The sequence below is a fragment of the Mycolicibacterium parafortuitum genome, from assembly GCF_002086815.1.
GTDB lineage: Bacteria > Actinomycetota > Actinomycetes > Mycobacteriales > Mycobacteriaceae > Mycobacterium > Mycobacterium parafortuitum.
In genome coordinates, this window is record NZ_MVID01000012.1 from 78,976 (window position 1) to 104,321 (window position 25,346).

General features: G+C 70.0%; 23 protein-coding genes and 1 tRNA gene. 15 read left to right on the forward strand and 9 right to left on the reverse strand.

Annotated features, from left to right (window positions below; genetic code table 11):
• Positions 1 to 21: 21 nt before the first annotated feature.
• Positions 22 to 894 (reverse strand): alpha/beta fold hydrolase, encoded by an 873-nt coding sequence (locus tag BST38_RS14940; protein ID WP_083144110.1) that lies wholly within the window; start codon positions 892 to 894, stop codon positions 22 to 24.
• A 37-nt stretch (positions 895 to 931) separates the two neighbouring features.
• On the opposite strand from BST38_RS14940, the gene BST38_RS14945 reads away from it, so the two are divergent.
• Together BST38_RS14945 and BST38_RS14950 are read left to right on the forward strand one after the other, a co-directional pair.
• Positions 932 to 2,803 (forward strand): propionyl-CoA synthetase, encoded by a 1,872-nt coding sequence (locus BST38_RS14945; RefSeq protein ID WP_083144111.1) that lies wholly within the window; start codon positions 932 to 934, stop codon positions 2,801 to 2,803.
• Between the two features lie 81 nt (positions 2,804 to 2,884).
• Entirely contained in the window at positions 2,885 to 3,352 is a 468-nt protein-coding gene (locus BST38_RS14950) for a DUF4383 domain-containing protein (protein ID WP_083144112.1), read from the forward strand.
• A gap of 6 nt (positions 3,353 to 3,358) precedes the next feature.
• Here the strand turns inward: BST38_RS14950 and BST38_RS14955 are convergent, their stop codons facing one another.
• From BST38_RS14955 to BST38_RS14975, 5 genes are all read right to left on the reverse strand, one after another.
• Entirely contained in the window at positions 3,359 to 4,306 is a 948-nt protein-coding gene (locus tag BST38_RS14955; RefSeq protein WP_083144113.1) for a Ppx/GppA phosphatase family protein, read from the reverse strand.
• Complete coding sequence (locus BST38_RS14960) at positions 4,303 to 4,797, reverse strand: DUF501 domain-containing protein (protein WP_083144174.1); 495 nt, start codon at positions 4,795 to 4,797, stop codon at positions 4,303 to 4,305. Before BST38_RS14960 ends, BST38_RS14955 begins: the two co-directional genes overlap by 4 nt.
• Positions 4,790 to 5,497 (reverse strand): FtsB family cell division protein, encoded by a 708-nt coding sequence (locus tag BST38_RS14965; protein WP_083144114.1) that lies wholly within the window; start codon positions 5,495 to 5,497, stop codon positions 4,790 to 4,792. Before BST38_RS14965 ends, BST38_RS14960 begins: the two co-directional genes overlap by 8 nt.
• A gap of 3 nt (positions 5,498 to 5,500) precedes the next feature.
• Positions 5,501 to 6,790 carry a phosphopyruvate hydratase gene (gene eno / locus BST38_RS14970; protein ID WP_083144115.1) on the reverse strand — a complete coding sequence of 430 codons (1,290 nt, stop codon included), beginning with the start codon at positions 6,788 to 6,790 and terminating at the stop codon, positions 5,501 to 5,503.
• 75 nt (positions 6,791 to 6,865) lie between these two features.
• Positions 6,866 to 7,615, reverse strand: a complete 750-nt coding sequence (locus BST38_RS14975; protein WP_083144116.1) for a lytic transglycosylase domain-containing protein — start codon at positions 7,613 to 7,615, stop codon at positions 6,866 to 6,868.
• A gap of 180 nt (positions 7,616 to 7,795) precedes the next feature.
• Between BST38_RS14975 and efeU the strand changes: the two genes are divergently transcribed.
• The 3 genes from efeU to efeB are packed head-to-tail and all read left to right on the forward strand — an operon-like array spanning position 7,796 to position 11,161.
• The gene (gene efeU / locus BST38_RS14980; RefSeq protein ID WP_083144117.1) at positions 7,796 to 8,707 is read left to right on the forward strand and encodes an iron uptake transporter permease EfeU; all 912 of its coding nucleotides are present in this window, start codon (positions 7,796 to 7,798) and stop codon (positions 8,705 to 8,707) included.
• A complete protein-coding gene (efeO, locus tag BST38_RS14985) occupies positions 8,704 to 9,864 on the forward strand; it encodes an iron uptake system protein EfeO (protein ID WP_083144118.1) in 1,161 nt (386 codons plus the stop codon). The genes efeU and efeO overlap by 4 nt, the downstream gene beginning before the upstream one ends.
• A complete protein-coding gene (efeB, locus tag BST38_RS14990) occupies positions 9,845 to 11,161 on the forward strand; it encodes an iron uptake transporter deferrochelatase/peroxidase subunit (RefSeq protein ID WP_083144119.1) in 1,317 nt (438 codons plus the stop codon). Before efeO ends, efeB begins: the two co-directional genes overlap by 20 nt.
• Before the next feature lie 70 nt (positions 11,162 to 11,231).
• Here efeB and BST38_RS14995 read toward each other — a convergent pair whose 3' ends face one another.
• Positions 11,232 to 12,179 carry a nucleoside triphosphate pyrophosphohydrolase gene (locus tag BST38_RS14995; protein ID WP_083144120.1) on the reverse strand — a complete coding sequence of 316 codons (948 nt, stop codon included), beginning with the start codon at positions 12,177 to 12,179 and terminating at the stop codon, positions 11,232 to 11,234.
• A gap of 38 nt (positions 12,180 to 12,217) precedes the next feature.
• Positions 12,218 to 15,817, reverse strand: a complete 3,600-nt coding sequence (mfd, locus tag BST38_RS15000) for a transcription-repair coupling factor (RefSeq protein ID WP_083144175.1) — start codon at positions 15,815 to 15,817, stop codon at positions 12,218 to 12,220.
• Between the two features lie 113 nt (positions 15,818 to 15,930).
• Between mfd and BST38_RS15005 the strand changes: the two genes are divergently transcribed.
• Complete coding sequence (locus BST38_RS15005) at positions 15,931 to 16,437, forward strand: hypothetical protein (protein ID WP_083144121.1); 507 nt, start codon at positions 15,931 to 15,933, stop codon at positions 16,435 to 16,437.
• 4 nt (positions 16,438 to 16,441) lie between these two features.
• Here the strand turns inward: BST38_RS15005 and BST38_RS15010 are convergent, their stop codons facing one another.
• Entirely contained in the window at positions 16,442 to 17,035 is a 594-nt protein-coding gene (locus tag BST38_RS15010; protein ID WP_083144176.1) for a TetR/AcrR family transcriptional regulator, read from the reverse strand.
• Between the two features lie 109 nt (positions 17,036 to 17,144).
• On the opposite strand from BST38_RS15010, the gene BST38_RS15015 reads away from it, so the two are divergent.
• From BST38_RS15015 to BST38_RS15055, 9 genes are all read left to right on the forward strand, one after another.
• Complete coding sequence (locus tag BST38_RS15015) at positions 17,145 to 18,656, forward strand: PucR family transcriptional regulator (RefSeq protein ID WP_083144122.1); 1,512 nt, start codon at positions 17,145 to 17,147, stop codon at positions 18,654 to 18,656.
• A 125-nt stretch (positions 18,657 to 18,781) separates the two neighbouring features.
• Positions 18,782 to 20,071 (forward strand): NAD(P)/FAD-dependent oxidoreductase, encoded by a 1,290-nt coding sequence (locus tag BST38_RS15020; RefSeq protein ID WP_083144123.1) that lies wholly within the window; start codon positions 18,782 to 18,784, stop codon positions 20,069 to 20,071.
• A 99-nt stretch (positions 20,072 to 20,170) separates the two neighbouring features.
• Entirely contained in the window at positions 20,171 to 20,620 is a 450-nt protein-coding gene (locus BST38_RS15025) for a GreA/GreB family elongation factor (protein ID WP_083144124.1), read from the forward strand.
• Positions 20,621 to 20,705: 85 nt separating this feature from the next.
• Positions 20,706 to 20,777 (forward strand) — tRNA-Gln (locus BST38_RS15030).
• Between the two features lie 104 nt (positions 20,778 to 20,881).
• Positions 20,882 to 22,351 carry a bifunctional UDP-N-acetylglucosamine diphosphorylase/glucosamine-1-phosphate N-acetyltransferase GlmU gene (gene glmU / locus BST38_RS15035; RefSeq protein WP_083144125.1) on the forward strand — a complete coding sequence of 490 codons (1,470 nt, stop codon included), beginning with the start codon at positions 20,882 to 20,884 and terminating at the stop codon, positions 22,349 to 22,351.
• Positions 22,352 to 22,453: 102 nt separating this feature from the next.
• The gene (locus BST38_RS15040) at positions 22,454 to 23,434 is read left to right on the forward strand and encodes a ribose-phosphate diphosphokinase (protein ID WP_083144126.1); all 981 of its coding nucleotides are present in this window, start codon (positions 22,454 to 22,456) and stop codon (positions 23,432 to 23,434) included.
• Entirely contained in the window at positions 23,435 to 23,779 is a 345-nt protein-coding gene (arsC, locus tag BST38_RS15045; protein ID WP_083144127.1) for an arsenate reductase (glutaredoxin), read from the forward strand.
• Positions 23,776 to 24,444 (forward strand): LpqN/LpqT family lipoprotein, encoded by a 669-nt coding sequence (locus tag BST38_RS15050; protein WP_083144128.1) that lies wholly within the window; start codon positions 23,776 to 23,778, stop codon positions 24,442 to 24,444. Before arsC ends, BST38_RS15050 begins: the two co-directional genes overlap by 4 nt.
• A gap of 21 nt (positions 24,445 to 24,465) precedes the next feature.
• Positions 24,466 to 25,332, forward strand: coding sequence for an oxidoreductase (locus BST38_RS15055; RefSeq protein WP_083144129.1), 867 nt, complete (start codon positions 24,466 to 24,468; stop codon positions 25,330 to 25,332).
• Positions 25,333 to 25,346 lie beyond the last annotated feature (14 nt).

A 25,346-nucleotide genomic window follows, 5' to 3' on the forward strand; every position in this document is an offset into this window, starting at 1 on the left:
GCGCGATCACAACCGGGAACCTCAGTTCGGCGAAAACTCCTTGGCCACCGCGATCAGCTTGGCCCGCACCAGCTCCGGCTGCTCGTCGAGGATGAAGTGGCCGCCGTCGACGACCTCAAGCGTGTAGTCGTCGGCGCGGGCGGTCTCCGCCGCGGCGAGGTCGGGGTGGATGGCGGTGTCGGCCCGGCCGAATAACGCCCGGGTCGGCACGGTCGAGCGGCGCCGCTCGCCGGTACGCGCCGCCGACGGGAACTCCCGGGTCAAAAACGTCCGGTAGGTGTCGCGGGCGGTGCGGGCCACCACGGGATCGCGGAACCGCTCCGAGTAGACCCGCACGGTCTGCGGGTCGAGCGTCGGAGCCGCGACCCGGAACACCACCTTCTCCAGATACCGGGTGCGTCGCTGCAGCGGCACACCCGCCGACGCGACCACCGGCTGATACAGCAGGAACCGCCACAGGTGCGGCGCCATCACCTTCGGCGGCACCCACGGGTGCGCGATGTTCAGCGCCAGATAGGCGTCGATGCGGTCCGGGATCCGCAGCGTCAGCAGATGCCCGATGTAGCCGCCCCAGTCGTGCCCGACCAGCAGAAAACGGTCCAGGCCCAGCGCGTCGACCAGCGCCACCAGATCGGTGACCACGTCCTCCTTGGCCCACCGATGCGGGGCCGGTCCCGACCATCCGTAGCCGGGCAGATCGGGGGCGATGATCCGCAGCCCGGGGGGCGGGTCGGCCAGCAGATCCCGGTAGGCCCAGTGGTGCTGCGGCCAACCGTGCAGCGCCAACACCGGCCTGCCGTCCTGCGGACCGGCCTCGGTGACGTGGAAATCGACCCCTCGGACGGTCAGCCGGTGCCGGCGCGCCCCGGCGATTTGCGGGGGTTGGATGGTCATGGTCCAGAGACTAGACCCAAGGGTCTACGGTGCTCCTATGCCTGGGTACCGCGACCTCTTCGATGCCAGCATCACCGATCCCGCCTCCTTCTGGGGTCAGGCGGCCGACGCCGTGACGTGGATCCGCAAGCCCGACCGCGTGCTCGACGACAGCAACCCGCCGTTCTACCGCTGGTTTCCCGGGGCGGAGCTCAACACCTGCGCGAACGCGCTGGACCGGCACGCCGACGGCGGGCGCGGCGATCAGCCCGCGCTGATCTACGACTCCGCGGTCACCGACACCAAGCGCACCTACACCTACGCCGAGCTACGCGACCAGACCGCCCGGTTCGCCGGCGCGCTGCGCGGCCTCGGTGTCGGCAAGGGCGACCGCGTGGTGATCTACATGCCGATGATCCCCGAGGCCGTGATCGCGATGCTCGCGTGCGCGCGCCTCGGCGCGATCCACTCGGTGGTGTTCGGCGGATTCGCCCCGCACGAACTCGCCGTGCGCATCGACGACGTCCAGCCGAAGGTGATCGTGTCCGCGTCGTGCGGCATCGAACCGTCGCGCACCGTCGAGTACAAGCCGATGCTCGACGCCGCGATCGCGATGACCGCGCATCCGCCGACGCATTGCGTTGTGGTGCAACGTGATCGGCTGCGCTGCGAGCTGATCGACGGACGCGACCTGGACTGGGCCGACGTCATCGCGGGCGCCGACCCCGTCGACCCGGTGCCCGTCGCCGCGACCGACCCGCTGTACGTGCTCTACACCTCCGGCACCACCGGCAAGCCCAAGGGCATCGTCCGCGACAACGGCGGTCACGCCGTCGCGCTGCTGTGGAGCATGCGCCACCTCTACGACATCGCCCCCGGCGACGTGTTCTGGGCGGCGTCCGACGTCGGCTGGGTCGTCGGGCACTCCTACATCGTGTACGCGCCGCTGCTGCTCGGCGCGACCACCGTGCTCTACGAGGGCAAACCCGTCGGCACGCCCGACCCGGGCGCGTTCTGGCGGGTGGCCGCCGAGCACGGGGTCAAGGCGCTGTTCACCGCGCCGACGGCGATCCGCGCCATCCGCAAGGAGGACCCGGAGGGCTCCTACGTCGGGGACTACGACCTGTCGGGGCTGAAGTATCTGTTCCTGGCCGGTGAGCGACTCGACCCGGACACCTACCACTGGGCGTCGGACAAGCTCGGCATCCCGGTCGTCGACCACTGGTGGCAGACCGAGACCGGTTGGGCGATCGCGGCCAATCCGATGGGCACCGAAGCACTTCCGATCAAGGCCGGCTCCCCCACCGTGCCGATGCCCGGCTACGACGTCCACATCCTCGACGAGCAGGGCCACGACTGCGCCGCCGGCAAGGAGGGGGCCATCGCGATCAAGCTCCCGCTGCCGCCCGGCACCCTGCCGACGCTGTGGAACGCCGACGACCGCTACCGGGTGTCGTATCTGACCGAGTACCCGGGCTACTACCTCACCGGCGACGGCGGACACCTCGACGAGGACGGCTACCTGTACGTGATGGGCCGCATCGACGACGTCATCAACGTCGCCGGCCACCGGTTGTCCACCGGCGCGATCGAGGAGGTGCTGGCCACCCATCCCGCGGTGGCCGAGTGCGCGGTGATCGGCGTCGCCGACGAGATCAAGGGGCAGGCGCCGCGCGGCCTGGTCGTCGTCAAGTCCGGCGCGTCCACCGAGGGGTTGACCGAGGAACTGGTGAAGCTGGTGCGCGACGAGATCGGCGCGGTCGCGGCGTTCAAGCTCGTCGACGTGGTGCCCGCGCTGCCGAAGACGCGGTCCGGGAAGATCCTGCGCAAGACCATGCGCGGCATCGCCGCCGGCCGCGACGAACCGGTGCCGTCGACGATCGAGGACCCGGCCGTGCTCGAGGCATTGGGCCCGATCCTGCGTTCCTGACCGCGACGGTGTTACGCACCGCCCAGGATGGGTATCTCCCCCCCACACGTTCGTCAATAAGTACCCGGGAGGGAGGCCCCGATGTCACCGGCTCCCAAGATCATGGCGGTGCAGGGCGCGGCGATGATCGTCGCAGCGGCGCTGATCGTGATGGGCATCCTCGGCTTCATCCCCGGGATCACCGCGAATTTCGACCAACTCGGCTGGGCCGGAAGGCGTTCCGGCGCCCTGCTGTTCGGCACCATCGCGGTCTGCGCGACGGTCAACATCGTGCATCTGGTGATCGGGGCGGCCGGCTTCTGGTTCGCCCGCAGCTACGCCGGCGCACGGAACTACCTGCTCGCCGGCGGCGCGATCTACCTGGCGCTGTGGCTCTACGGCGCGCTCGTCGAGTTCGGCAGCAGCGCCCATGTCATCCCGCTCAACACCGCCGCCAACTGGCTGCACGTCATCCTGGGGACGGTCATGGTGCTGCTGGGCCTGACGCTCGGCGGCCAGCACGACCCGACCAAACGCAGACCGAGGTTGCGGCGCGCCGCGACCCACTGACACCGCTCAGACGATCGACAGCGCGATCCCGTCGAGGATGTCGTGCTCGCTGACCACCAGTTCGCTGATATGCGCCCGCTCGCCGAGCATCGCGGCCAACTCCTGCACGATCAGCGCACCGCCACCGATCACGTCGACGCGGCCCTCGTGCATCGGGCCCAGCACCGCACGCTGCTGACGCGTCATCGCCAGCAGGTCGGCACACACCGGTAGCAGCGCGTCGAACGGCACCCGCGACAGGTGGATCGCGTCGGAGTCGTAGACGGTCATACCGTGCGCCAGCGCCGCCAGCGTCGTCATCGTTCCCGCGACGCCCACCCACGTGCGGGCCTGCTCGACGGGCACCACCTCGAGCACCTGGGCCAGCGCGTCGCGCACCACCGCCCGCGCGTCGGCGATCTCCGCCTCGGTGGGCGGATCGGATCGCAGGCAGCGCTCGGTGAGCCGCACGCAGCCGATGTTCACCGACAGCGCCGCGGACACCTCGCCGGAGCCGACCACCACCTCGGTCGAACCGCCACCGAGGTCGACGACCACGAAGGGTGCCGCCGCGGCATCGAGTTCACCGACCGCGCCGCGGAACGACAGCTCGGCCTCCTCGGCGCCGGTGATCACCTCGGCGACCGCGCCCGGCACCACGGTGCCCAGCACGTCGGAGGTCATCGCGAAGAACTCATCGCGGTTGGACACGTCGCGCGCCGCCGAGGTCGCGACCATCCGCACCGCGCCGACGTCGTGGCGGCGCATCAGTTCGGCGTAACCGGTCAGCGCGGCGCGGGTGCGCGCCAACGCATCCGGGGCGAACTCGCCGGTCGCGTCGACTCCCTGCCCGAGCCGCACGATGCGCATCTCGCGGTGCACGTCACGTAGTCCGCCGGCCACCTGCTCGGCGATCAGCAGGCGGATCGAGTTCGTTCCGCAGTCGACCGCGGCGACTCTGCCCGTGCTTGTCACTGTGCCCACACCTTCCGGTCCAGGATCCCGGCCATCTCCGGCTCGGCGGCCAGCACGGCCAGCGCCTCGTCGCCGAACGGGTTCACCCCCGGCCCCTTGGCCAGCGAGTGGGCGATCACCACGTGCAGACACTTCACCCGGTCAGGCATCCCGCCGCCGGAGAACGTGGTTCCCAACGGCTCGATCGCGTCGCGCTCGGCGAGAAACGATTCATGCGCTCGGCGGTAGGCCGCGGCCAATTCCGGGTCCTGGGCGAGGCGTTCGGTCATCTCGCGCATCAAGCCCGAGGACTCCAGCCGGCTCGCCGCGGCGGTCAGCGCCGGGTGGGTCAGGTAGTACAACGTCGGAAACGGTGTTCCGTCAGGAAGTCTCGGCGCCGTCTTCACCACGCCGGGCTCACCGTTGGGGCATCGGTAGGCGATCTCCAGCACACCGCGCGGCTCACGGCCCAGCTGCCGCGCGACGGCGTCGAGATCGGACTGCTCAACCACCGGGCGGGGGCGCGACAGGCGCGACGGGCTCGGGCGCGCCGGGCGCACCGGGTGGCGGCGGTGTCGGCGAGATGCCGTGTGGCGCATCGGCGATGGTGTGCCACAGCGCCGTGTACCAGGGGTCGTTACTGGTGGCTTGCAGAGCTTCCTCCTGCGGGGTGTTCGGTTGGGCCGCACCGGGAGGCAGCTGTACCTGATACGGCGTCTCGCCGGGCATCACGAAGCCGAGGCGCTGACGCGCCTCCGACTTGATGAACGTCTCGTCGGCCAGTTTGGCCTTCTGCTCTTCGAGCTCGGCGATCTGTTCGCGCAGTTGCGCTTCGCTGGCTTCCAGTTGCTTCATCTCGGTGCGCTGCGAGAAGTAGGTGCGCACCGGCCCGGCGATCGTCAGGGTCAGCACGCAGATGACGGCGGCCAGGATCGCCGCGCGACGTGCCGCCGAACCGAACCGCTGCTCGGCGGCCGCCTCGGCCGACGCGATGATCGATTCCCGGATCGTGGCGGGGGCGTCGACGATCTCGACGTCCTCGGGTGCGGCGGCCTGCGCCCGCGTCTCGGCGCCGCGGGGTTCACGGCGCGCCGCCGTCGCCGGCCGCGGCTTGGCCCGACCGGCCGCACCGGGCCGGGACGCGGGAGCCTTCTTGGCTCGCGCGTCCCCGCCGGCACGGCGTTTCGGATCGGGCCGTTTCGCCTCGGGCACGGGCTATTTCGTCTCCACACTGAAGCGCGGGAACGCGAGGTCGCCGGCGTAGCGCGCGGCGTCGCCCAGCTCCTCCTCGATGCGCAACAGCTGGTTGTACTTCGCCACCCGCTCACTGCGCGCGGGCGCACCGGTCTTGATCTGGCCGCTGCCGACGGCCACAGCGAGATCGGCGATCGTGGTGTCCTCGGTCTCGCCGCTGCGGTGGCTCATCATCGTCTTGTAGCCGGCGTTGTGCGCCAGCGACACCGCGTCGAGCGTCTCGGTCAGCGTGCCGATCTGGTTCACCTTCACCAGCAGCGCGTTGGCGGCGCCCTTCTCGATGCCGTCCTCGAGGCGCTCCGGATTGGTGACGAACAGGTCGTCGCCGACCAGCTGGATCTTGTCGCCGATCGCCGACGTCAAGGTGACCCAGCCGTCCCAGTCGTCCTCGGACAGCGGATCCTCGATCGACACCAGCGGGTAGGCACCGAGCAGCTGCTCGTAGAACTGCGCCATCTGCTCGGCGTTGCGGGTCTCCTTCTCGAACGCGTAGCCGGTGCCCTCGGTGTAGAACTCGGTCGCGGCGACGTCGAGAGCCAGCGCCACGTCGCTGCCGACCTTGAACCCCGCGCCCTCGATCGCGGTCGCGATCAGGTCCAGCGCGGCCCGGGTGCCGGGCAGATCCGGGGCGAAACCGCCCTCGTCGCCGAGACCGGTGGACAGGCCCTGCTTCTTGAGCACCGACTTCAGCGAGTGGTACACCTCGGCGCCCCAGCGCAGCGCCTCCTTGAACGACGGCGCGCCGATCGGGGCGATCATGAACTCCTGGACGTCGACGCCGGTGTCGGCGTGCGCGCCGCCGTTGATGATGTTCATCATCGGCACCGGCAGGATGTGCGCGTTGGGTCCGCCGATGTAGCGGAACAGCGGCAGCTCGGCCGACTGCGCGGCGGCCTTGGCCACCGCCAGCGAGACGCCGAGGATCGCGTTGGCGCCCAGCCGCGACTTGTCCGGGGTGCCGTCCAGGTCGACCAGCGCCTGGTCGACGAGGCGCTGCTCGTCGGCGCCGAGCCCGATCACCGCGGGCGCGATCTCGTCGAGCACCGCCTCGACCGCCTTCTCGACACCCTTACCGCCGTAGCGCGAACCGCCGTCGCGCAGCTCGACGGCCTCGTGCTCCCCGGTGGAGGCACCCGAGGGGACGGCCGCGCGGGCCACGGTCCCGTCCAACAGGCCCACCTCGACCTCGACGGTCGGGTTTCCCCGGGAATCGAGGATCTCGCGGGCTCCGACCTGCTCGATGATGGGCACTTTGTCGCCTCCTGGGTCTTGGGCTCAGACGTTTTTCGTTGTTGAGCCTAGAACGTGCCCGTCGGGCGGGTGCCCTCAGAGCGGATGTCCGTTCGCATACGCCGTCGCCCAGTCCCGCACATTGCGGGCGTAGGCGTCGGAAAGGTTGTACGCCCGCAGCGCCTCCATCCAGCCGCGCGGCTTCGACAGGTCCTTGCCGCGCCAGCACAGATACCCGGCGGCCGACAACGCGGCGTCGTCGATGTTGTCCACGCTGATCTCGCCGTCGTTGTTGGCGTCGACCCCGTACAGCCGCCAGGTCTCCGGGATGAACTGCATCGGTCCCATCGCCCGCGCGAACGGTACGTCGCCCTTGTTCTCGACGGCCGGGTCGTGGCTGACCGAATCGGTGTCCAGGATCTCCAGGTTTCCCGCGGTGCCGTCGAGCAGCACGCCGCGGATCGGTGGGGTGACCTCGCCGTTGCGGGCGATCTTCGCGCCGCGGTAGGTGCCGTGATGGCTCTCCACCTGCCCGATGCCGGCCAGCGTCGTCCACGCCAGCTTGCAATTGGGGTTCTCGACCTCGGCGACCCGCGCCGCGTACGCGTAGGCCTCCAGCGCGGTCACCGGGATACCGAGTGCCGGCGCCCGCTCGGCCGCCCATTCGTGCAGCTGGTCGGCGGGCCTGCCCTTGGCGTAGGTGTCGATCTGCGGGACGGGGTCGCCGGCCGGGGGCGGCACACCGTCGGGAATCGGGGTGCCGAGTTGCCAGGAACAGCTCGACGCCATGAGCAGCGCTGTCGCGCCGATCACGGTTATCGCCTGTAGCCAACGCACCCGCGTCACCGGACTCCCTAACCCGCTCTGGTTGTCATCCATGCTGCCACGGGAGATGTGACTACCGACTGAACCCGGGCCGCCGGGGACGGGTGTACATTCACTACGCGCTGCCAAAACTGAGGTGAGCCACACCTTCCTTTGGGCAGCCAAAGCGAAGCGCGCGCACGCCGTAGCAAGGACAATTCGATGGTCGCTGGTACAGACCCCGGGGTCACCTCGTACTACGCGGCGGCGAACCTCAGTTCACAGCTATTTGGCAGCGGACTCATAGGATTACGCGAAGGTCTCGAAGCCGCGATCGTCGTGTCGATCCTGGTGGCATTCCTGGTCAAATCCGAACGCCGCGACGCCCTCCGATGGGTCTGGCTCGGTGTCGGCGCCGCCGTCGCGATGACGGTGGTCACCTTCCTGGCCATCCAGTTCGGCGAGAACACCATCAGCGGACTGGCCGCCGAAGCCATCGCCGGAGTGGCCTCCCTGGTCGCGGTCGCGATCGTCACCACGATGGTGCTCTGGATGAAGAAGGCATCGGCCTCGATGTCGGGCCAGTTGCGCAATGAGATGGCCCAGGCCCTGGAGACCGGGCCGGTGGCCGTCGCGCTGCTGGCGTTCCTCGCCGTCGGACGCGAAGGTGTCGAGACCGCGCTGTTCATGGTGGGTTACGCCGAGGCACAGTCGAATTGGCCGCTACTGGGGCTCATCGCCGGGGTGGCGGTGGCGGGACTGATCGCCTACGGGATGTACCGCGGCGCGCTGAGCATCAACCTGGCGAAATTCTTCAGATACACCGGCGTGTTCCTGATCGTCGTCGCCGCCGGCATCCTGTCCTACGGCATCGGAGCCCTGCAGACCGTCGGATGGCTTCCAGGGTTGGGCGACAAGGCATTCGACATCAGCGCCGCGTTCAACTGGTCGTCCTGGTACGGCGAGGTGATCCAGGGCATCTTCAACGTCACCCCGACCCCGACCGTGCTGCAGCTCGCCGGCTACCTGGCCTACCTCGTCGTCGTACTGGCGCTGTTCCTGCGCCCCCCGAGTGCGGCGCGGGACAAGACCCCGACACCACCGAATCCCTCTCCCGAAAGGTCCATTACGTGAAGTTGCATCCCTCCGTCGCGGTGCTCTCCGCGGCCCTGGCCGCGTTCGCACTCGCCGGCTGCCAGGCCAAGGACGAGGCGCCCGCCGCGTCCGGGGACGGCGGCACCGCCCCGTCCGAGATCACCGTCGAGGCCTCCGACACGTCCTGCGCGCTGTCGGCGACCGAGGGCAACACCGGCGCGAACACGTTCGTGATCACCAACAACGGCTCCAAGGTGACCGAGTTCTACGTGTACGGCGAGGGTGAGCGCGTGATGGGCGAGGTGGAGAACATCTCCCCCGGGCTGCAGCGCAAGCTGATCGTCCAGCTCAGCCAACCCGGCACGTACCAGACCGCGTGCAAGCCGGGCATGATCGGCGACGGCATCCGGGGCGACTTCGTCGTCACCGGCGACGAGGTGCAGGTCGACACCGAGGGCAAGTTCAAAGAAGCCGCGGACAACTACAAGCGCTACGTCAACAGCCAGGTCGAGGCGCTCGTCCCGGCGGTCGAGGCGTTCGTCGCGGCGATCAAGTCCGGTGACATCGAGGCCGCGAAGGCGCAGTACCCGACCACCCGCGTGTATTACGAACGCATCGAGCCGGTCGCGGAGTCGTTCCCCGACGATCTCGATCCCCGCATCGACCTGCGCGAGGCCGACCTCGAGCCGGGCCAGCAGTGGACCGGCTTCCACCGGCTGGAGAAGGACCTGTGGGTGACCGGCCCGCAACCCGACACCAACGCGATCGCCGACCAGCTGGTCGCCGACGTCAAGGAACTGCAGGCCGGGGTCAGCGCACCCGATTTCACCGTCGACTCCACCCAGATCGCCGGTGGCGCACAGGGTCTGCTCGACGAGATCGCCACCAGCAAGATCACCGGCGAAGAGGACATCTTCAGCCACACCGACCTGTGGGACTTCAGCGCGAACCTGCAGGGCTCGCAGACCGCGGTCGCCTCGGTGCGCCCGATCCTCGACGAGCGCAACCCGGATCTCGGCACGCGGGTCGATCAGCGCTTCGAAGAGGTCGAGGCACTGCTGGAGAAATACCGTGAAGGCGACGGCTTCGTCACCTACGACAAGGTGACCGAGCCGGAGCGACAAGAGCTTTCGCGCGCCCTCGACGCGCTGAGCAAGGAGGTCAGCCAGGTGCAAGGTGTCATCGCACCCCAATAACGAAGACGCCGAGGCTCAGCCCCAGCCCGAGAGGGCGGGGCTGAGCCGGCGCAAACTGTTCGGCGCGGCCGGGGTGACCGCCGCCGTGGTCGGCGCGGCCGGTGCCGGTGCGTTCGCCGGGCGCGCGACCGCGGCCCAGACGACGGATCACCTGCATGCCGCGGTGCCGTTCCGCGGGCCGCATCAGGCGGGCATCGTCACCGAGGCCCAGGACCGCATGCATTTCGCGACGTTCGACGTGACGACCCGCAGCCGCGACGACGTGATCAAGATGCTCGCCGACTGGACCGAGATGGCCGAGCGGATGACGCAGGGCAAGGAGGCGTTCCCGAACGGCGCCACCGGCCAGAACCCGTACGCCCCACCGTCGGACACCGGCGAGGCGCTCGGACTGCCGCCCTCGCAGCTGACGCTGACCATCGGCTTCGGCCCGTCGTTCTTCGCCAAGGACGGCGTCGACCGGTTCGGCATCGCGGACAAGAAGCCGGACGCGCTGGTGGACCTGCCGAAGTTCCCCAACGAGAAGATCGACCCCGCCCGCAGCGGCGGCGACATCGTCGTGCAGGCCTGCTCCAACGACCCGCAGGTCGCGGTGCACGCGATCCGCAACCTGGCCCGCATCGGGTTCGGCACCGTCGCGGTCCGGTACTCCCAGCTGGGTTTCGGGCGCACGTCGTCGACCACCCGGGAGCAGTCCACACCGAGAAACCTGTTCGGGTTCAAGGACGGAACGGCGAACCTGCGCTCCGACGAGACCGACAAGCTGAACGAGTTCGTCTGGGTCGCCGACGGCGACGGACCGTCGTGGCTGACCGGCGGGTCCTACCTGGTCGCGCGCCGCATCCGGATGCGGATCGAGCAGTGGGACCGCACGACGCTGCTGGAGCAGGAACGCGTGGTCGGGCGGCAGAAGGGCAGCGGAGCGCCGATGGGGCTCACCGATGAGTTCGAGGAACTGAACTTCGACCTCACCAACGACAAGGACGAGCCGCTGATCGACACGCTCGCCCACGTGCGGCTGGCGTCGCCGCAGAACCTCGGCGGCATCGAGATCCTGCGTCGCGGTTACAACTTCACCGACGGGTCCGACGGGTTCGGGCACCTGGACGCGGGGCTGTTCTTCATCGCGTTCGTGCGCAACCCGGTCACCCAGTTCGTCCCGATGCAGAACGCGATCTCGCGCAACGACGCGATGAACGAGTACGTGACACCGACGAGCTCAGCGGTGTTCGCCTGCCCGCCAGGGCTTCCCGAGGGTGACACCTCGTCGTTCTGGGGATCGGCACTGTTCGACTGACCTCGAAATCCACCTTTTGCAGACGAAGTGCGAGTAAAGACCTGCAAAAGGTGGATTTGGACGCCGAGGGCTACTCGACCTCAACCTCCCGCGGCCACGCCGCCCGCCACTCGTCGGCGGTGAAGGCGCCGTGCGGGGCAGCGTCCAGCTCCTCGGCCACGTCGTCGCCACGCCGGGCGGCCGCGGCGGCCCTCTCGGCGGCGCGCACGTCGTCCATGAACTCCAGAACCGCTGTGCGTAATGCGCTTTCGGCGTCGAAATCAGCCGCCACGGTGACCCGGGTGACCGCATCCGGGATCAGATCGGCCGGCAGCCCCGCCGTCTCGGCGCGTGCGAGCACCTTCTGCGCCAACGCGAGCGACGGCTGCGCGGTCGGGATGTCGTCCATGCAGGACTGCCGCGACGAACGTTCCAGCGCCTTGCGCTGCTCCCACTGCGCCAACTGGTCTTCGAGCGAAATCGACTCTCCGGCAAGCACTGCCGGCACCCGGTTGCCGAGCTTGCGCACCAGCGCGTCGGCGACGTCGTCGATGTCGAAGGCCGCCGCAGGACTCTCCTGGGCGATGCGGGCGTGGAACAGCACCTGCAGCAGCACGTCACCGAGTTCGTCGCGCAGCTCGGTCAGGTCTCCGCCGTGCACGGCGTCGAACAGCTCGTAGGTCTCCTCCAGCAGATACCGCCGCAGCGAGTCGTGCGTCTGCTGGCTCTCCCACGGCCCGGCCGTGCGCAGCTTGTCCATCATCGCGACCGCGTCGACGAGGCGTTCCCCGGGTTTCGCCGCCGGCGCCGAGATCACCCGCTCCCCCGCGGCGATCCGCTCGCGCACCGACGGGTGCTGCGGGTCCGACGACAGCAGCACCTCGGCCGGCTCACCGGTGTAGGCCGGCCGGGCCGCGGGCAACGACCACGGCACCTTGATCGGCATCTCCTCGGTGTACTGGACATCACCGCCGAGCAGTTCTATCGCGTCGACAGGCACCAGCGACGGGCGACGTGGGTCGACGAGGACGACGGTCATCGCAGTCGGTTATATCAGCTTTGCCGGAACGCAGGGCACTACTCGTGCAGCACCTTGATCAACCCGGCCACGAAATCCACCAGTTCCAGGTCGCGGATCCGCGGGGACCCGACGCCCGAACCCGCCCGCGGGATCGGCACCTGCACGGTCGAGGTGGTCGCCCGGTAGTTCGCCCCGGCGTAGAGCCTCTTGAGCCTCAGCTGCGCCGAATCCGGCAGCGTCAGCGGCGACACCCGCAGCGTCGACGCCGCCGCCGACACCGCACCGATCTCGGTGATCCCGTGCGCGCGGGCCAGCAGCCGCAACCGGGCGACCGCGACCAGCAGCAGCGCAGATTCGGGCAGCGGGCCGTACCGGTCGGTCAGCTCCTCGATCACCGAGTCGACGCTCTTGTCGTCCGGTGCCGCGGCGAGCCGGCGGTACGCCTCCAGCCGCAGCCGGTCGCTGCCGATGTAATCCGGCGGGAAGTGCGCGTCGACCGGCAGATCGATCCTGACGTCCTTCGGTTCCTCCGGTGTCGCAACGGTTTTGCCGTCCGCGGCGGCCCGGTAGGCCTCCACCGCCTCACCGACCAGCCGCACGTACAGGTCGAAACCGACGCCGGCGACGTGCCCGGATTGCTCGGCGCCCAGCACGTTTCCGGCGCCGCGGATCTCCAGGTCCTTCATCGCGACCGCCATACCGGCGCCGAGTTCGTTGTTCTGCGCGATCGTGGCCAGCCGGTCGTAGGCGGTCTCGGTCAACGGAACCTCGGGCGGATACAGGAAATACGCGTACCCGCGCTCACGCGAACGACCGACCCGGCCGCGCAGCTGGTGCAGCTGCGACAGCCCGAACGTGTCGGCGCGTTCGACGATCAACGTGTTCGCGTTCGAGATGTCCAGTCCCGTCTCGACGATCGTGGTGCACACCAGGATGTCGTACTCGCGGTTCCAGAACCCCTCGACGGTCTTCTCCAGCTGCTCCTCCGGCATCTGGCCGTGCGCGACCACCACCCGCGCCTCGGGCACCAGCTGGCGCACCTTGGCCGCGGCCGAGTCGATGGTGCGGACCCGGTTGTGGATGTAGAACGCCTGCCCGTCGCGAAGCATCTCACGCCGCAGCGCGGCCGCGACCTGCTTGTCGTCGTGCGGGCCGACGTACGTCAGCACCGGGTAGCGCTCCTCGGGCGGCGTCAGGATCGTCGACATCTCCCGGATGCCGGCCAGGCTCATCTCCAGCGTGCGCGGGATCGGGGTGGCGCTCATCGTCAGCACGTCGACGTGGGTGCGCATCGACTTGATGTGCTCCTTGTGCTCGACGCCGAAACGCTGCTCCTCGTCGACGATCACCAGGCCGAGGTCCTTCCACGTCACCCCGGTCTGCAGCAGGCGGTGGGTGCCGATGACGATGTCGACCGACCCGTCCTTCATGCCCTCCATCGTCGCGCGCGACTGCGCCGGATCGGTGAACCGCGACAGCCCCCTGACGGTGACGGGGAACCCGGCCATCCGCGCGGTGAACGTCTGCAGATGCTGTTCGGCCAGCAGCGTGGTGGGCACCAGCACCGCGACCTGCTTACCGTCCTGCACGGCCTTGAACGCCGCGCGCACCGCGATCTCGGTCTTGCCGTAGCCGACGTCACCGCAGATCACCCGGTCCATCGGGACCGGCTTCTCCATATCGGATTTGACCTCGGTGATCGCGGTGAGCTGGTCGACGGTCTCGGTGAACCCGAACGCGTCCTCCATCTCGGTCTGCCACGGCGTATCGGGGGCGAACGCGTGCCCGGGCGAGGCCTGCCGCTTCGCGTACAGCGTCACCAGTTCCGCGGCGATCTCCCGAACCGCCCGGCGCGCTTTGGTTTTCGTGTTCGCCCAGTCGCTGCCGCCGAGCCGCGACAGCGTCGGCGCCTCACCGCCGACATACCGCGACAGCTGGTCCAGCGAGTCCATCGGCACGTAGAGCTTGTCGGTGCCGCCCCCGCGCTTGCTCGAGGCGTACTCCAGCACCAGGTACTCGCGGCGGGCGCCGCCGACCACCCGTTCGGTCATCTCCACGAAGCGCCCGATGCCGTGCTGGTCGTGCACGACGAGGTCGCCGGCGGTCAGTGCGAGCGGGTCGACGACGTTGCGCCGCTTGGCCGCAAGCTTCTTGCCTTCGGTCGCGGCGGCCCGGTTGCCGGTCAGGTCGGTCTCGGTGATCACCACGAGGTTGGCACCCGGGATCACCACGCCGTCGTGCAGCGGCCCCTTGATCACCCCGACCACACCCTCCTTCGGGGTGTCTCCGGGCTCCAGAATCGCTGCCGGCGTGTCACTTTCGGCCAGCTGCTCGACCACGCGCTGGCAGGTGCCCGTACCGGGGGCGACGACCGCGCCGTAGCCGCCGGTCGCGACGTGCGCGCGCAGCATCGCGAAGATCTCGTCGAGATTGTGTTGCTGGCCGCGGGCCGACGGCGCGGGCCTGATGTCGAGGGCCGTCGATTCGTCCGAACCGCTGTCGAGCTGGCTCAGCGTCCACCACGGGTGCCCGCCCGCCCGGGCGGCCTCACGGGCGTCGTCGTAGCCGACGTACCCGGAGGCGCCGAGCGCCTCGATGTCGATCGGGGCGTCCCCGCCGACCGCGGCCACCGACCACGACGCCTCCAGGAACTCCCGGCCGGTCTTGATCAGGTCGGCGGCCCTGGTGCGCACCTTCTCCGGGTCGCAAACCAACAGCGGGGTGCCCGCGGGCAGCAGATCGGGCAGCGTCGCGAAGTCGCTCGGGCGCAGCAGCGGAAGCAACGCCTCCATCCCGTCGACCGGGATGCCCTCGGCCAGCTTGGCCAGCATGTCGGGCACGCTGCCGACGACGTTGTTCTCCTGGGCCGGGTGCTCCTTGGCGAGTGCGGCCGCGCGGTCGCGCACGTCGGGGGTCAGCAGCACCTCGCGGCACGCGACGGCGATCATCGTGTCGATCTCGATCTCCGGGATCGACCGCTGGTCGGCGATGGAGAACATCCGCATCTCCGAGACCTCGTCGCCCCAGAACTCGATGCGCACCGGATGTTCGGCGGTCGGCGGGAAGACGTCGAGAATGCCTCCGCGCACCGCGAATTCACCACGCTTGCCGACCATGTCGACGCGCGTGTAGGCCAGGTCGACCAGCCGCGCGACGATCGCGTCGAACTCGGCCTCCTGCCCGACCGTCAGCGTGACCGGCTCGGTCTGGGCCAGATCGGGCGCCATCGGCTGCAGCAGCGACCGCGCCGTGGTCACCACGACCCGCAGCGGCGGGCCCAGGCGCGCGTCGTCCGGGAAGGCCAGCCGGCGCAGCAGCATCATCCGCGCACCGACGGTGTCCACCCCCGGGGACAGCCGCTCGTGCGGCAGCGTCTCCCAGGACGGGAACATCGCGACGGTGTCGCCGTAGACGCCGCGCAGTTCGGCGGTCAGGTCGTCGGCTTCGCGGCCGGTCGCGGTGACCACCAGCAGCAGCCCGGACCGGGCGAGCGCGGACGCGGCGAACAGACGGGCGCTGGCCGGCCCGACGAGGTGCAGATCGGCGGGCCGGTCGGCGGAACTTCCAGCGATCTCCTGCAGGCAGGGATCACGCAGCGCCAGCTCGACGAGGCCCGCGATCGGGGTGTGGACGTCGACGGTCCCCGATGCGGTCATGATGTCTTCCATCGTAGGCACTGCCCGGCACAGCCAGAAATTGGTGCACGGAGGCCGTCCGCGGCGGTGTTAGCTTCGCAGCGTCAGACATTCGCGCGCTGGGGAGGCTGCCGGTGGTCACGATCTCGGTCGTCGAGGCCAGCGCACCGCAGCGGCTCACCGACACCGCCGCCTCGCTGGCCGCGGCGGCGACCACCCTCACCTCCACCGTCGACGCACAGCGGCGGGCGCTGACGGCGCTGCGCGCGGGATGGCCGGAGACCGACACCGCGGGCACGGCGGCCGACACCGGTATCGCGCGGCTGACGGCGCTGTCCGCGCGGCTGACCGCGATGCAGCGCGCGCTGGCCGGCGCCGGGGCGAACCTGACCGCGCTGCGCGAGCAGATCCTGCCGATGAGAGACCAGGTCATCAAGCTCGGCGGCAAGGTCGACGACGACGGCACGGTGGCCCCGCTGGTGCGGCCGTTCGGGACGATGCAACTGCTCACCCCGGCCGTCTGCGCGAGCTATACGGACTGCTTCACCGCGCTGCTGACCCAGTTCGACAACGTCGACGAAGCGACCGCGAACGCACTCGGCGTCTTCTGGTCGCACCCGGCGTCCAGCCCCGACCCGTGAGGGGCTATTCCTCGTGCAGCACCGGATCGGACTCCAGGTGCGTCAGGCCGTTCCAGCACAGGTTGACCAGATGCGCGGCGACGACCTCCTTCTTCGGTTCGCGCACGTCGAGCCACCACTGCGCGGCCATCGACACCGAACCGACCAGCGCCTGCGCGTAGAGCGGCGCGAGGTCGGGGTCGAGTCCGCGGCGGGAGAAGTCACCGGCCAGGATCGAGGCGACCTGGCTGACCGCATCGTTGAGCAGCGTCGAGTAGGTGCCCTGGGTGATGCTGGCCGGCGAGTCGCGGATCAGGATCCGGAATCCGTCGGTGCGCTCCTCGACGTAGGTCAACAGCGCCAGCGCGACCCGCTCGACCCGCACCCGGGAGCGGTTGTCGGCCAGCGAGGACGTGATGCCGTCGAGCAGCGCCGACATCTCCCGGTCGACGACGACGGCGTACAGCCCTTCCTTGCCGCCGAAGTGTTCGTAGACGACCGGTTTGGACACGTTGGCGCGCAACGCGATCTCTTCGATCGACGTGCCGTCGAAGCCACGCTCGGCGAACAGCGACTTGGCGATCTCGATCAGCTGCTGGCGCCGTTCGGTGCCGGTCATCCGGGCGCGCGGCGCACGCACATGGACCTCGGGACTGTCGGACTTATGCGGCACGGCCACGCGTCTCAGGGTAGACGCTGAGGTCACCGATCCGAGGTAGCGTCAACCCGTGATCACGCTGGACCGCCTGATCAACGTCCTCGGCGGCTACGGCGCGCGCTGGCAGGGCGGTTCGGCGGAGCGACAGACCGAGTTGCGCAGCGTCGTGCTGCCCGAGGCCGTCGACGGCCGCACGGTGTCCGGCGACGTGCTGCTGGCCATCGGCGCCGCCTCGAGCGCCGAGGCGCTGGAATGGGCCCGGGCCGCGCGGGCGGCCGTCGTGCTCACCCGCGGCGGCGGCCCGGCCCCCGAACTCGACACCGCCGGGGTGGCCGTGCTGGTCGTCGATTCGGCCCTGCCGTGGAGCGAGTTCGCCGCGATCGTCTACGGCCTGGTGATGGAGGGCCGCGAAACCGAGTCGGGCCGCGGGCCGACCGATCTGTTCGCGCTGGCCGACAGCCTGGCCGGCGCCGTCGGCGGCGCGGTCGTCATCGAGGACCGGGCATCGCAGGTGCTGGCGTTCTCCCGCGGGCAGCAGGACGCCGATCCGGCGCGCGCGGCGACCATCCTGTCCCGTCAGGCGCCGCCGGAACTACGCGCGGTGTTCGACCGGCACGGCGTGTTCACGCATCTGGGCGCCTCCGACGAGCCGGTGTTCGTCCCCGGTGACGACAGCGTCGGGCTCACCGGGCGGATGGTGGTGGCCGCGCGGGCGGGACGGGAGCTGCTGGGTTCCATCTGGGTCGCGTCACCGGTACCGCTGACCGGGACGCGGGGGCAGGCGCTCGCCGACGGCGCGCACACCGTCGCGCTGCACCTGCTGCGGTCACGCGCCAGCGCCGACCTGGAGCGCCAGGTCGAGTCGGACCTGGTGTTGCGGCTGCTGGAGAGCGCCGCCGACGCCGAGCCGGTGGCCAGCCGCCTCGGCCTACCGCCGGCGGCGCTGCGGGTGGTGGCGCTGCGGGCCCGCGACGACGCGAACCCGCATTCGGCGCTGCTGCAGATCTTCGAACGCGCCACCGCGGGGTTCGGGTGGTCGCGCCCGTCGCGCAGTGCGCTGGCCGACGGGACGGTGTACACCGTGCTGGCCGCCGAAGCCGCCGCCGTCGCGCGCGACTGGGTCGGCGCACTGGTCACGACACTGCCCGGCCCGCTGACCGTGCGGGCCGGCATCAGCGCACCCGCGACGGTGACCGAACTGTCCGTCGCGCGCACCGAGGCCGACGAATGCCTGGCGCTGCAGGAGAGCACCGGGGTCGCCGAGCCGCCGGCCTACGACGAATCCTGGGACGACCTGCTGCTGCGCCGGCTCAAGACCGCGGCCCGGTCAGGGCGCACCCCGCACCGCGGCGCGGTCGCCGAACTGCGCGACCACGACCGGCAGCACGGCACCGCGTATGTCGAGACCCTGCGCGCCTGGCTGCACGAAAGCGGCGATCCCGGCCGCACCGCCGCACGCCTCGGGGTGCACGAGAACACCGTCCGGTACCGGATGAAACGGATGGCGGAGCTGACCGACCTGCACCTCGACGACGCGAACAAACGGTTCGCGATGACGATCGAGCTGGCCGTCCTGGACTGAACCGCCCGGCGCGTTGTCGCAACGCCACATTCTGCACACCAGTGTTTGTCGGATCACAACAACGCCTCCCCGGTACCCGCATCGCACCATGAAGGCGTCAGTACCGGTTTACGAGAGGTCATGCGATGTTCGGCGGGTCAGGGATGGACAGCGGTCCCCGATCTGTGATCGTCGTGGGTGCCGGCATCGTCGGTCTGTCGACGGCCTGGTTCCTGCAGGAACGCGGCGTCGAGGTGACGGTCATCGACCGCGGCGGCGTCGCGGCGGGGGCTTCCTGGGGCAACGCCGGCTGGGTGTCCCCGGCGCTGACCGCGCCCCTGAATTCGCCATACGTGCTGCGCGAGGGGCTGCACGCGATGGCCGACCCCGCCGCGCCGCTGCACATCCCCCTGCGTGCCGACCTCACCCTGGCCCGATTCCTGCTGCGCTTCGCCGCGCACAGCCGCCCCTCGGCATGGCGGCACGCCGTCGCGGCGAACGCCGCGCTCAACGCCGAGGCCATCGAGACGTTCGACGTGCTGGTCGCCAACGGCGTCGAGGCTCCGGTCACCGATACCGCGCTCGCGGTCGCGTTCCGCGACGTGCGCCGCGCCGACGACTTCCTGCGCGAGCTCGACGCGATGGACGGCCCCGTCGTCTCCGAGGTGCTGACCGGCGCGGCGTTGCACGACCGGGTGCCGCTGGCCTCCGAACAGGTCGCGGCCGTGGTTAACGTCGCCGACCAGCGCTTCGTCGATCCGGGCCGGTTCACCCACGCGCTCGGCGATGCGGTGCTCGCCCGCGGCGCCGCGCTGCACGCCGACGAGGTGTGCGGTGTCTCGGGCACCACGAACGGCGCCCGGGTGATGCTGCGCGGCGGCCGCTCGCTGCGCGCCGACGCGGTCGTGCTCGCGACCGGGGCGTGGCTGCCGGCGCTGACCGGACGGCGGGTGCGGGTCGGGCTGCAGGCCGGGCGCGGCTACTCGTTCACGGTGCCGGTCGACCGGGCGCTGCCCGGCCCGATCTATCTGCCCGAGGCGCGGGTCGCGTGCACGCCGTACCGCGACGGCCTTCGGGTGGCGGGCACGATGGAGTTCCGCCGGCCCTCCGAACCGCTCATGCCGCGCCGCATCGACGCGATCATCGCCTCGGCCACACCACTTCTCGACGGCGTGCGCTGGGACGAGCGCACCGACCTGTGGGTCGGCCCCCGCCCGGTCACCGACGACGGCAAACCGCTGATCGGCCAGCTCGGCGCCGCGGTGTTCGTCGCGGGTGGACACGGCATGTGGGGTCTGGCCCATGGCCCGGCCAGCGGCAGGCTGCTGGCCGAACACGTCGTCACCGGCAAGCAGCCGGAGATCGCGCGCCCCTTCGATCCGCTTCGCGGACGTCGCGGCGCCCGGCCCGGCGACACGCTCACGCTTCCCCTCTGACGAGGGCTGCCCGGTCGTCAGGGGCGGCGGATTCGATCCCGCCCCTGACGACGATTCCCTTTTATCGACCCCCTTCTTGACCGACCGAAAGGACTACTCATGCACACCGTCGAACGCGTCTGGATGACCCCGCAGACCCGCGAGAGCCTGGAACGGGAACTGGCCGAACTGCTGGCCGTGCCGAACGAGGGTGGCACCGATGAGGTCGTCGACGCGTGGCTGGCCCGCAAGGAACGCATCCGCGAGATCCACGAACTGCTCAGCCGCGCCGACCACGCCGTCGCCCCCGCCGACGACGGTGTCGCCGAACCGGGCATGGTGCTGACGGTGCGCTTCGACGACAGCGGCGACACCGAGACCTTCCTGCTCGGCACCCGCGGCACCACCGAAGCCGAGCTCGAGGTGTACACGGTGAACTCGCCGCTCGGCGGTGCGCTGCTGGGCGCGACGCCGGGTCAGCAGCGCAGCTATCAGCTGCCCAACGGAGCCACCCAGACGGTGACGCTGCTGTCGGCCAAACCGTTCGGCGCGGACAGCATCCCGGCGTAACGGCCCCCGCCTTCCCGCGGGTCCGCCGCAGCACAGACCCACCCCACGCGGTGGGTTAGAGTCGCACGCGTAACCGGTGTTCCGGTCCGTCGTGGTGTAATCGGCAGCACCTCTGATTTTGGTTCAGATAGTTCAGGTTCGAGTCCTGGCGACGGAGCTCAACAGCGAGCGTGCGCGAAGTGGCCTCCAGGCGCGGCGTGTCGAGTGCAGACACGCACGCTCGCGGAGCCAGGGCGGTGAGCCGGCTCGGGAAGGACGTCTATGCGAGACGCCGCGGTCGTGATCCTGGCGGCGGGTGCGGGCACCCGGATGAAATCGGACACCCCGAAGGTGCTGCACACCCTGGGCGGCCGCAGCATGCTGGCGCACAGCCTGCACGCTGTCGCCGGGGTATCGCCGAAGCACCTCGTCGTGGTGGTCGGCAAGGACCGCGAACGCGTGGCGCCCGCGGCCCGTCAGATCGGTGCGGACCTCGGACACGACGTCGAGATCGCCGTCCAGGAAGAACAGCGCGGCACCGGCCACGCCGTGGAATGCGGCCTGACCGCCCTGCCGGAGGACTTCGACGGCGTCGTCGTCGTCACCGCGGGCGACGTGCCGCTGCTCGACGCCGCCACCCTCGGCACGCTGATCGAGACCCACGACGCCGAGGCCGCCGCCGCGACACTGCTGACCACCACGCTGGCCGACCCGACCGGGTACGGGCGCATCCTGCGCACCCAGGACGGCGAGGTGATCGGCATCGTCGAGCAGGCCGACGCCACCGCGTCCCAGCGCTCGATCACCGAGGTCAACGCCGCCGTCTACGCGTTCGACATCGGTGCGCTGCGCTCGGCGCTGGGCCGGCTGCGGTCCGACAACGCCCAGGGCGAGCTGTACCTGACCGACGCGATCGCCCTGGTGCGCGCCGACGGCGGTGTGGTGCGTGCGGTGCACGTCGACGACGCCGCACTGGTCGCCGGCGTCAACGACCGGGTGCAGCTGGCCGACCTCGGCGCGGTGCTGAACCGCCGCGTCGTCGCGGCGCACCAGCGGGCCGGGGTGACGATCGTCGACCCGGCGTCGACGTGGATCGACGTCGACGTGACCATCGGCCGCGACACCGTGGTGCGCCCGGGCACGCAGCTGCTCGGCGCGACTGCGATCGGCGGCCGCTGCGAGATCGGCCCCGGCACCACGCTGACCGACGTGATCGTCGGCGACGGCGCCCAGGTGATCCGCACGCACGGCAGCGAGGCGGTGATCGGGCCCGACGCCGTCGTCGGGCCGTTCACCTATCTGCGCCCCGGCACCGTGCTGGGTGAGGCGGGCAAGCTCGGCGCGTTCGTCGAGACCAAGAACGCGACCATCGGCACCGGTACCAAGGTGCCGCACCTGACCTACGTCGGCGATGCCGACATCGGCGAGCACAGCAACATCGGCGCGTCGAGCGTGTTCGTCAACTACGACGGAGAAACCAAGAGCCGCACCACGATCGGGTCGCATGTGCGCACCGGCTCGGACACCATGTTCGTCGCCCCGGTGACCGTCGGCGACGGCGCCTACACCGGCGCGGGCACGGTGGTGCGCGAGGACGTCCCGCCCGGAGCGCTGGCGGTGTCGGCCGGCCCGCAACGCAACATCGAGGGCTGGGTGGCGCGCAAGCGCCCGGGAAGTGCCGCGGCTTCCGCGGCGGCAGCCGCCGCGGCGGCAGCGGCGGCCGAAAAAGGTGACCAAGCTACCAGCGAGTAGCTTTTCGGCCCCGTTTCTTGGCATTCTGTAACCCGCCACCGTGAGCGCGTAAGCGCTACGTACGATGGCCCCGTATCGATCGCCGACGCCGAGGGCAGCCCCGTGAGCCACGACTGGACCGACAACCGCAAGAACCTGATGCTCTTCTCGGGCCGGGCTCACCCTGAACTCGCCGAGCAGGTCGCCAAGGAACTCGACGTTCCGGTGACCGCGCAGACCGCGCGCGACTTCGCCAACGGTGAGATCTTCGTCCGCTTCGACGAATCTGTGCGCGGCTGCGACGCATTCGTGCTGCAGAGCCATCCGGCACCGCTGAACCAGCACCTGATGGAACAGCTGATCATGATCGACGCGCTCAAGCGCGGCAGCGCCAAGCGCATCACCGCGATCCTGCCGTTCTACCCGTACGCCCGGCAGGACAAGAAGCACCGCGGCCGCGAACCCATCTCCGCGCGCCTGGTCGCCGACCTGCTCAAGACCGCGGGCGCGGACCGCATCGTGACCGTCGACCTGCACACCGACCAGATCCAGGGCTTCTTCGACGGCCCGGTCGACCACATGCGGGCCCAGAAGCTGCTGACCGGCTACATCGCCGAGCACTACGCCGACCGCGACATGGTCGTCGTCTCCCCTGACTCCGGTCGCGTCCGCGTCGCCGAGAAGTGGGCCGACTCGCTGGGCGGCGTACCGCTGGCCTTCATCCACAAGACCCGCGACCCGCTGGTGCCCAACCAGGTCGTGTCCAACCGGGTCGTCGGTGACGTCAAGGGCAAGACCTGCGTGCTGACCGACGACATGATCGACACCGGCGGCACCATCGCCGGCGCGGTCAAGCTGCTCAAGCAGGACGGCGCCGGCGACGTGATCATCGCCGCGACCCACGGTGTGCTGTCCGATCCGGCCCGCGAGCGGCTGGCCGAGTCCGGCGCGTGCGAGGTGATCGTCACCAACACCCTGCCGATCAGCGACGACAAGCGCTTCCCGCAGCTGACCGTGCTCTCGATCGCGCCGCTGCTGGCCAACACGATCCGCGCCGTGTTCGACAACGGGTCGGTGACAAGCCTTTTCGACGGGTCGGCGTAGATGGCCGGCGAACGCATCTACCACAACCCGAAGTGCTCGACGTCGCGTAAGACGCTGGACCTGTTGCGCGACAACGGCATCGAGCCCGAGATCGTCCTGTACCTGAAGAACCCGCCGACCCGCGCGGAGCTGGCGAAAATGATCGACGACGCCGGTATCGACGTGCGCACCGCCGTGCGGAAACGCGAATCCCTGTACGCCGAGCTGAATCTGGCGTCGGCGTCCGACGACGAGCTGCTCGACGCGATGGCCGAGCACCCCATCCTGATCGAGCGTCCGTTCGTCGTCACCGGCAAGGGCGTCCGCCTGGCCCGGCCCATCGACAACGTCCGCGAGATTCTGTGACGGCTCGCCTCCGGCTGGCCGTCGCGCTCACCGCGACCTTGACGCTTTCCGGGTGCGCCCCCGAAACCCCTGACTATCAATCGGTCTGGTCGACGACCAGCAGCGCCCCACCGACGTCGTCGACCACCGCCGTGGCCGACGGCGACGAACCGCCGATCAACATCGCGACATTCCTCGAGCGGGCCGGTGTCGTCGGTGAGCCCGTTGCCGCGGACAAGCTGACCGACCTGATCGTCACGATCCCGACGCCGCCGGGCTGGCAGCCGTACCGCAACACCAACCTCGCGCCGGGCACCCGGATGATCGCCAAGGGCGACACCTATCCGACCGCCATGCTGATGGTGTTCGAACTGATCGGGGATTTCGATGTCGCGCAGGCGCTCTCGTACGCGGACACCGACGCAAAGACCTCGGAGAACTTCACCGAGCTGAACTCCTCGACCGAGGAGTTCGCCGGCTTCCCGTCGTCGATGATCGAGGGCAGCTACGACCTCGCGGGCAGCCGCATGCACAGCTACAACCGCATCGTGTTCGCCACCGGCGCACCCCCGGAGAAGCAGCGCTACCTGATCCAGTTCACCGTCACCGGCTACGCCGACAAGGCCGTCGAGGAAGCCCCCGACATCGAGGCGATCATCCGGGGCTTCACCGTCAAACTTCCCTGACCCGCCCGTACTGTGGTGGGCATGAGCGACTGGACCGCCGCCGACCTGCCCTCTTTCGCCGGACGCACCGTGATCGTGACCGGCGCCAACAGTGGTCTCGGGCTGGTCACCGCGCGTGAGCTCGCCCGGGTCGGCGCCACCACGATCCTGGCGGTGCGCAACCTCGACAGGGGCCGGACCGCGGCCGCGACCATGACCGGCGATGTGCAGGTGCGCGAGCTCGACCTGCAGAACCTCGCATCGGTGCGCGCGTTCGCCGACGGCGTCGAACACGTCGACGTGCTGATCAACAACGCGGGCATCATGGCCGTGCCGTACGCGCAGACGGCCGACGGGTTCGAGAGCCAGATCGGCACCAACCACCTGGGGCACTTCGCGCTGACCAACCTGCTGCTGCCCAGGATCACCGACCGGGTGGTCACGGTGTCGTCGATGATGCACCTGTTCGGACGCGTCAACCTCAAGGACCTGAACTGGAAGGCGCGGCCGTATCTGGCGTGGCCCGCCTACGGCCAGTCGAAGCTCGCCAACCTGCTGTTCACCAGCGAGTTGCAGCGAAAGCTGACCGCCTCCGGATCCTCGGTGCGGGCGTTGGTGGCCCACCCCGGCTACTCCGCGACCAACCTGCAGGGGCAGACCGGGGGCTTCGGCGACCGTCTCACCGGCCTCGGCAATCGGATGATCGCCACCGACGCCGACTTCGGCGCCCGGCAGACCCTGTTCGCCGTGGCCCAGGACCTGCCCGGGGACAGCTTCATCGGCCCGAAATACTCCACCCGCGGGCCGTCCGGCCCGACCTGGCGCAGTCCGCTGGCGCGCGACCGGGCCAAGGCCGCGGCGTTGTGGACGCTGTCCGAGCAGCTCACAGGCACCGAATTTCCGTTGTAGGCCGTTGCTGGGCT